Consider the following 6,728-nt stretch of genomic DNA (forward strand, 5'->3'; position numbering starts at 1 on the left):
GCTTGCTTGTCGGGATTCTAGGAATTCTGGTCAGCAGAAAGGGAATGACTGCCGGGCTTCACTGGGAGGCTCTTGCGATTCCCCTGGCGGCCTACTCAGTCGGAATCGCCGATGTCTTCACCTCGATTCTGCGACGCAGCAGCCGCCAGAGAAGCATCTTCAAGGCAGACAAGCATCACTTCCACCACCGGCTTCTTCGTGCTGGCCTGGGAAGAAACTGGACTCTGGCAGCGCTGCACGGCGTGGCCGGTCTGATGATCTTCTTTGTGGTATTGCCGACCCAGGTGAGCCTCTGGGCAAGTGCACTGTTCCTGATACCGCTGACGATGGTCTTGGGTGCGGGGATACAGTTGATGCGTACCCGACTGATCGAGCAGTCGAAGGTTCTGGACATCGAATCTGAGAAGCCTGTCATCAGACAAGCTGAGTTGCGCAAGAAAGCCGCCAGGAGTGGTGGAGGGAGCTAGCTCCTAGAGTTTTCCCCGGATCACAAGCCAGACGAACTTCAGCAAAACTGCCTGCCGAAAGATGCGGCCTGGTTGCCTGAGAAGGCGATAGAACCACTCCAGCCCCATAGTTCTGAAAAGCGCCGGGGCCCTGCGAACTGACCCAGTATAGACATCGAAACTCCCCCCCAGGCCCATGAACAAGACCCCGGGGCACTCCTTTATTGCTTTTTCAATGAAGAGTTCCTGTTTCGGAGAGCCAAGAGCAACGCAGACGAAGCGGGCGGAGCTGTCGGTAATCTCCCGCATGATCGTGGCTTCGTCCTTCTCCCGGAAGAAGCCATCGCGAGAACCTGCAAGATGCAGCTTCGGGAACTCCTCTGCGAGTTTCGACAGCGCCGAGTCCAGCACTTCGCGACGGGCGCCCAGAAAATAGGCGGACTCTCCTCTTTCCTCACAGCATCGAAGTACTTCCAACCAAAGCTCAGCACCGGGAATCCGCCTGCTTCCGAACAAGCCCTTCTTCTTCATGGCCCAAACAACTCCCACCCCATCCGGGTAGCAGAAGTCTGCCTTGGCCAGCAAAGAGGCTAATCGAGCCTGCCGCCTTGCCATCATCACTTTTTCTGGATTCACTGCGAGAGCGAAGCGAAAGCCCCCCGAGATGAGGGTGCGGGAGGCCTCATCCAGCCCCCGGAAAGAGCGAACCGTGAATCCCCCGACTATTACTTTCTTGCTCATTGAGGCTCCAGAAGTTCCTGATAGAGTGCCTTGTTCACTTCAGCGACGGACTGCCAACTTCGATGACTTCTCACCCACTCCGTTCCGGCACTTCGAATCTCCTCGTAATTCTTCGGATTTCGAGCTACATCCAAAGCGAGTTCCGCCAGAGATCCTGCATCCTCCGGCTCAAACACCAGCCCCGTCTTCCCTTCTTCTACCAATTCCAGAAGTCCTCCAACACGACTCACTGCCACAAGACAGGAGTGGTTCATTGCTTCCAGAGGCTTGAGCGGAGTGACCATCTCTGTCACGCGGCTCTTCACTCTGGGAACAAGAAAGAGGTCAAAGCGGGAGTACCAGACTCCCGCCTCTTCGGGGGGAACGCTTCCGGGCATTTCCAGCAGGTCGTCCACTCCGAGTTTTGCCGCCAGCAAGGCAAGCTTCCCGGACTCGGCTCCCGCTCCCACGAGGAGGATCCTGAGGTTCCGCACTTCCTTTCGCAGAATCGCAGCCGCCTCGAGAATCGTGTGCAATCCCTCGGTCCTGGACAGTCCCCCCAGATAACCTATCGTAAAGCAGTCCGGTGAGTTTGCCTGACCGCTGCCCGCTTCCGGGTGTACGGCGTTGGGGGCAAGGGTGATTCTCTCAGGATCCACGCCTCGTTGAAGCAGATCCTGTCGAAGCCCTTCGCAGATCGTGGTAACTGCAGGGGCAGATCTGCATACCGACCTTTCAAGGGCTCGAATTGCAAAGAGAAAGGGAGACACCTTGCCATAAACCCCGTGGAGAACTGCATTGTCTTCCCAGACTGAGCGAACCTCATAAACCCAGGGAATCCCCAGCTTTCTTGCAACCCTTCTTGCGGCCATTCCCACATAGAACATCCCGTGAGCATGAAGCAAATCCACCTCTTCCAGCCTCGCCGTCTCTTCCAGCCTGCGAACAAAGGCTGGCCAGGAAAGCAGTTTCTTCAACCTTCCGAGCCACCCGCTGCCCCCTGCGCTCACAGCCTGTTCAGGGCGGTGGTTCCAGCTTCGGTAGTATTTGATTCCCTCAATCGTCTCCCCCCCCTGAGGATCCAGATCACCCGCAGGCTCCTGAAACGGAGAAGAGATGACACAGACTTCAACCCCCAAATCCGACTGGGCTCGCAGTATGTTCCTGCTTCGAATGCTCGCACCCTTTACATTGGGAAGACTCTGATACAGAATGTGGAGAACCTTCATGCAGACTCCTCTGCTCGACGCGCAAGACGCCACCAGGCGAAGGTGCGAATCAGCCAGGCAATGGGGACAAGAGTGGCCATAGCCAGAAGGCTCTTTCCGCCCCAGAGAACTGCCGCAAGAAGGGCGACCAGGGACAGCACCCAGCCATAGACAGCAGCAGAGGAAAGATCCTTTGTGCTGGCACTTGCGCTCAATCGGGCGGAAAGAACTCCGTAGAAGGCTCTCACCCAGCCCAACCCAAGAAGTAGCGCAAATAGCGAATCTCTATGATAGACCATATCATAGCTCCGCTTGACCAGATAGAGATATAGAACAAGGGAGCATGCCGTAGCAAGAACAGCGAGAAGCCCGGCTTCAAGAGAGGCGCGTTGGAGAATCGAGTTCCGGGATTCCCCTGCAAGGCGGTGTCTCAGCTTCGGAAGAAGCGTAAAGCCCATATAGGACTGGATCAGGGAAAAGGGCCCGGAGGCAACAACGAACAGGAAGATGTAGACACCCGCGCTCTCCACTCCAAGGGTTCTTGCAAGAATCAGCCGATCCATCTGGGCAAGCAGGCTGAGAGACAGGAGAGAACTGGAGAAATAGAAGGACTCCTTCCAGATACCTGCAAACGGGACAGCTTCACGCTTCAACTCAATACCCAAACCGGAAAGCCGGGTAAGCAAGCGGGACAGGAAAAGAGAAACGAGCAGGGAAACAAGGACTGCAAGTACAATGTGAGGGGGAGACGTCCAGTTTCTCCATGCCATCAATAGCCCGGCGAAAGGGAGGAGTATTCTCCAGGACTGGGAAGCCCATTGGGCAGAATCATACCGGCGGGCAAGCCTGAGGACGGAAACCTGGTGCAAGAGCCACGCTGAGGAAGCCGCAAGAAGGGAATAAGCCAGCAGGGAATTGAGAATACCCCACTGAGGAACTGGGTACTTCCAGGCAAAGAAGAGAGCGAGAAGAGCTGAACTCAGCAGCCCGGACTGGATCTCTGCGCGCCGAAGTCCCGCCGGGAAAGATACAAGCTCCCCGTCCGGATGTCCGTGCCGGAGAAGAACCTGTTCGGTTCCCAGCAGACCAAAGGAGTAGGCCAGTGCCGGGAGAACCAGTATCAGTCCAAAATACCCATATGCCTCTGGGCTGAGGGTTTTCGCGAAGATCAGGTTTGCCAGATAGAGGCCCACCGTGCCCATGGCCATGAGCAATGCAGACTGGAACTCAGTCCTGTTCATGGCGCCCTTCCTGTTTTCCTGCGAATCTCGCCCCTTCGAAAATCAGCCCAAGGGCTACAAGACCAAGAAGGTTGGTCTGATTGCCGATATGGAACCAGTACTTCTCGCCCAGCGAATAGACAAGAATAAAGACGATAACAGAAGTCCATCCTAGCCAGGCCACTTCCCCCGAAGCCAGGAATGCAGTCACCCCTCTTTTCAGGGCAAGAAGAAAGAGGAGGAGTGCCGGGAGTGCCCCAAAAACACCGTAGTCTACCAGAAGTGCAAGAATCCCGTTGTGCGCGGTTCGCTGCCCCATAATCACATCGTAAAGGATATAGTCATTGGACAGTGGCCCGTGCCCGAACCAGGGGCTCTGTAGAAAGTGGACCAGGGCCAGTGCCCAGATTCTCGCTCGACCCGTAAATCCCGTCCCGACACCCCGAACGGGGTCATCCAGAAGCAGAAAATCGTTGATCATGCTCCAGATTGGTTGCCAGAGCAGGGCGAGAAGAATCAGTAGCGGAACGAGAAAGGGAATGGCCATTCCTCTCCAGGCTCTCAGGCGTGACAATGCAATCCAGCAGAGAACCCAGAGAACGCAGAGAAAGGAAGCAATGAGCCCGGTTCTCTGTTCCGTAAGAAATGTCAGGAACATTCCGGCGGACAGCAGGGAGGCCCTGCTCCAGAAACCACGAAATCCCCAGGAGGCGGCCAAGCCTGCCCCGATTCCCACAGCAAACAAACCGTTTCTCTCATAAGGGTGACTATCCAGATACTGAGCACCGAGAGTGAAGTACCAGGCGAGATAGGCAAGCCAGATCCAGGCCACATGGCGAAGAAGCCCGGCCGGGTTCCCTGCATTCATCGCTCCGACAATCCAGGAGAGTATCATCGTCAGGATCAGGAGTACCCAGAAGCCGAAGTTTGAAGGAGAAGTGGAGCCGAGAACCATGGAGGCGGGACCCGCCAGAATGAACCAGAGGAAGAGAGTTCTACCAAGATTCCAGGGTCGCAAAAGGGAAGGCAGTTGCTTCCCCGGAATCCAGTATTCATTCGCCAGAATCAGAAGGAGTGTTCCCCACGAGAGAAGCACAGGGACAATCGTCATCGGGGTTCTCCAGGATGACCAAACCGTAGCAATCACAGCAGGGATCCCAAAAAAGTAGATAGGGAGAAGCGATCGACGCAGCATCATCGCTCCGTTCAGGTCTTCAGCGGGTTCAGGCCCTGATCGCGATAGAGTGAAAGGAGCGAACCACTTGTGGCAGCCAAAAATCCCCATGCAATCAAAAGAAGGCTTCTTCGTGGCTTCACATGTTCATCGGGAACCATCGGGGGATCAATGACCTTGAAAGCGAAGTCCTCGGTACACTCGGCGAGCATACTGCGGCGCAGTTCCGAGGCCATCATGGTCAGGAGAAGCTGCTGGGCCTCCGCCACCAGTGTCTCGGAGCTCTTCTCATCGAGATAGCCCATGAAGTTGCGGGACTGCTTCACTGCATCCTCGCGAAGACCGCCATTGGCCTCATTGATCACTACTTCCAGCAGCTTTTTGCAGAATTCCGGGTTTCGAGACTGAAACCAGACATGCAGGAGACCGGTCTGTTTGTCCATTCCAACCTGGTAGTTTTCATCGAAGTGACGAAAGGCATCCCAGAGTCCCGGCTGCTTCTTCGGGTCGCTTTTCTTCCACCGGCCCTCTGCAAGATCCCATTCCTTTGGAAACAGGCCCGGCATGACATCGGGATTCCTTTCCAGGACTCTTTGAATCAGTGCGCGAGACTGCAAGTAGGCTACTTTCTCCTGAATCTCCGTGTAACTACGCGGAGAAAACCCTACAAGGGCCGCCACTCCCTGCAGGGCAGAGAGTGGTTTGGAAATCGCAGATTCCTCGGAACGCTCGAGAAGTGGAGCCAATACAGCCTCCGAGCGGTACGTGTTCGGGAGCATAAGGGCAATGATGGTTGCCAGAACACAGAGCACAAGAGTCCAAGTCAGGAAGAAAACCCTCTGTCTCCAAGTTGCCATGATCAAATCCTGAAATCGGATTGCTTGTCGGCTCTGTTCAGTTTTCATTTCAATCTCCGTTTGGAACGACTTCCCTACTGGAACAAGCCGATGGAACTGATCGTAGCAGTTACCATACTCAAATGATAGAGGATCTGGCTGGTACTGAGGGCAAGTTCATACCCTGAAAAACGCTCCACATTTTCTGGAACCACAATCACATCTCCAAAACTAAGATCGTACCTTGAGGGGGCCACAGAGCCATCTGCTCGAATCACGTAGATATTCCTCTTGTCGGCAAATCGTGTAGTCCCCCCCGCCTGCCGGATGTAGTCTTTTCTGCTCCAGTTGGAACGAAAGCGGAAAGTGGCAGGATTGTTCACCTCTCCGAGAACCAGCACAAACTCATTGCGCTTGGGAACATGAAGGTGGTCACCATTCTGCAAGAGAAGGTCGAACTCACTGCCCTGAAGTTCCTCTACATCCTCAAGACGTATCACCAGCCTCCCGGAAGCCCGGGTTTCCCGCAACTCCTCAGCAAGTTGCTTTCCGGCCAGTGCGACTTCTTTCAATCTGACATCTTTCTCTGAGTCAAGACTCTTTGTGCTGAGCCCGTAGCGGGCCAGGTCTTTCTCCAGACGCTCACTCATGCGCTCTAGCTGTTCCTGCTGGATCTCTCGCACGCTTTCGCGGGTAAAGACTGCCGCAGAAAGATAGGCATCCGGAAGGAAGCCACCCGCACGCTCAAGAAGGTCGGAGAGGCGTTCGCCCTCCTCGATGGGATAGAGTCCCGGGAAGGTCAGCTCTCCGGTGACTCGCACCCTCTCCGCTCCCCTCCAGTTGGAAAGGCGTCGAACCAGAAGGTTGTCATGAGCCTGCAGAGCCAGATCCGCATCGCTGTTTCCAGCGAGAATGTCATCCAGGGAGATCTCCAGTCGCTCCAGTTCACGCCATGTTCCATCGACCACAGAAAAACGGGTGAGTTCTGCGGACTTCAGGTAGGCCTCCTCGGTGAGATTGCCGCCGGAATAGAGAAGGTCGCTGACCCGCATCCCATCAAAGTAGGGGAAAACTCCCGGCGAGTGAACCTCGCCCAGGATCTCAACTTCCTTCCGGCGCACAAA

7 protein-coding genes are annotated in these 6,728 nt (G+C 55.4%); 1 reads left to right on the forward strand and 6 read right to left on the reverse strand.

Annotated elements, in window-relative coordinates; translation table 11 throughout:
* Window positions 1-467 (forward strand): hypothetical protein (locus QGH30_09650; GenBank protein ID MDP7022596.1); only part of this gene is annotated, 467 nt, incomplete at its 5' end.
* 3 nt (window positions 468-470) lie between these two features.
* Here QGH30_09650 and QGH30_09655 read toward each other — a convergent pair.
* The 6 genes from QGH30_09655 to QGH30_09680 all read right to left on the reverse strand — a co-directional run.
* Window positions 471-1,187 carry a WecB/TagA/CpsF family glycosyltransferase gene (locus QGH30_09655; GenBank protein MDP7022597.1) on the reverse strand — a complete coding sequence of 239 codons (717 nt, stop codon included), beginning with the start codon at window positions 1,185-1,187 and terminating at the stop codon, window positions 471-473.
* Window positions 1,184-2,395, reverse strand: coding sequence for a glycosyltransferase (locus tag QGH30_09660; protein ID MDP7022598.1), 1,212 nt, complete (start codon window positions 2,393-2,395; stop codon window positions 1,184-1,186). The genes QGH30_09655 and QGH30_09660 overlap by 4 nt, the downstream gene beginning before the upstream one ends.
* Window positions 2,392-3,615 carry an oligosaccharide flippase family protein gene (locus QGH30_09665; protein MDP7022599.1) on the reverse strand — a complete coding sequence of 408 codons (1,224 nt, stop codon included), beginning with the start codon at window positions 3,613-3,615 and terminating at the stop codon, window positions 2,392-2,394. Before QGH30_09665 ends, QGH30_09660 begins: the two co-directional genes overlap by 4 nt.
* The gene (locus QGH30_09670) at window positions 3,602-4,705 is read right to left on the reverse strand and encodes an O-antigen ligase family protein (protein MDP7022600.1); all 1,104 of its coding nucleotides are present in this window, start codon (window positions 4,703-4,705) and stop codon (window positions 3,602-3,604) included. Before QGH30_09670 ends, QGH30_09665 begins: the two co-directional genes overlap by 14 nt.
* A 95-nt stretch (window positions 4,706-4,800) precedes the next feature.
* Entirely contained in the window at window positions 4,801-5,625 is an 825-nt protein-coding gene (locus QGH30_09675) for a hypothetical protein (protein MDP7022601.1), read from the reverse strand.
* 74 nt (window positions 5,626-5,699) lie between these two features.
* Window positions 5,700-6,728 (reverse strand): SLBB domain-containing protein (locus QGH30_09680; protein MDP7022602.1); only part of this gene is annotated, 1,029 nt, incomplete at its 5' end.

This window comes from Candidatus Krumholzibacteriia bacterium, assembly GCA_030748535.1.
Classification (GTDB): domain Bacteria; phylum Krumholzibacteriota; class Krumholzibacteriia; order JACNKJ01; family JACNKJ01; genus JASMLU01.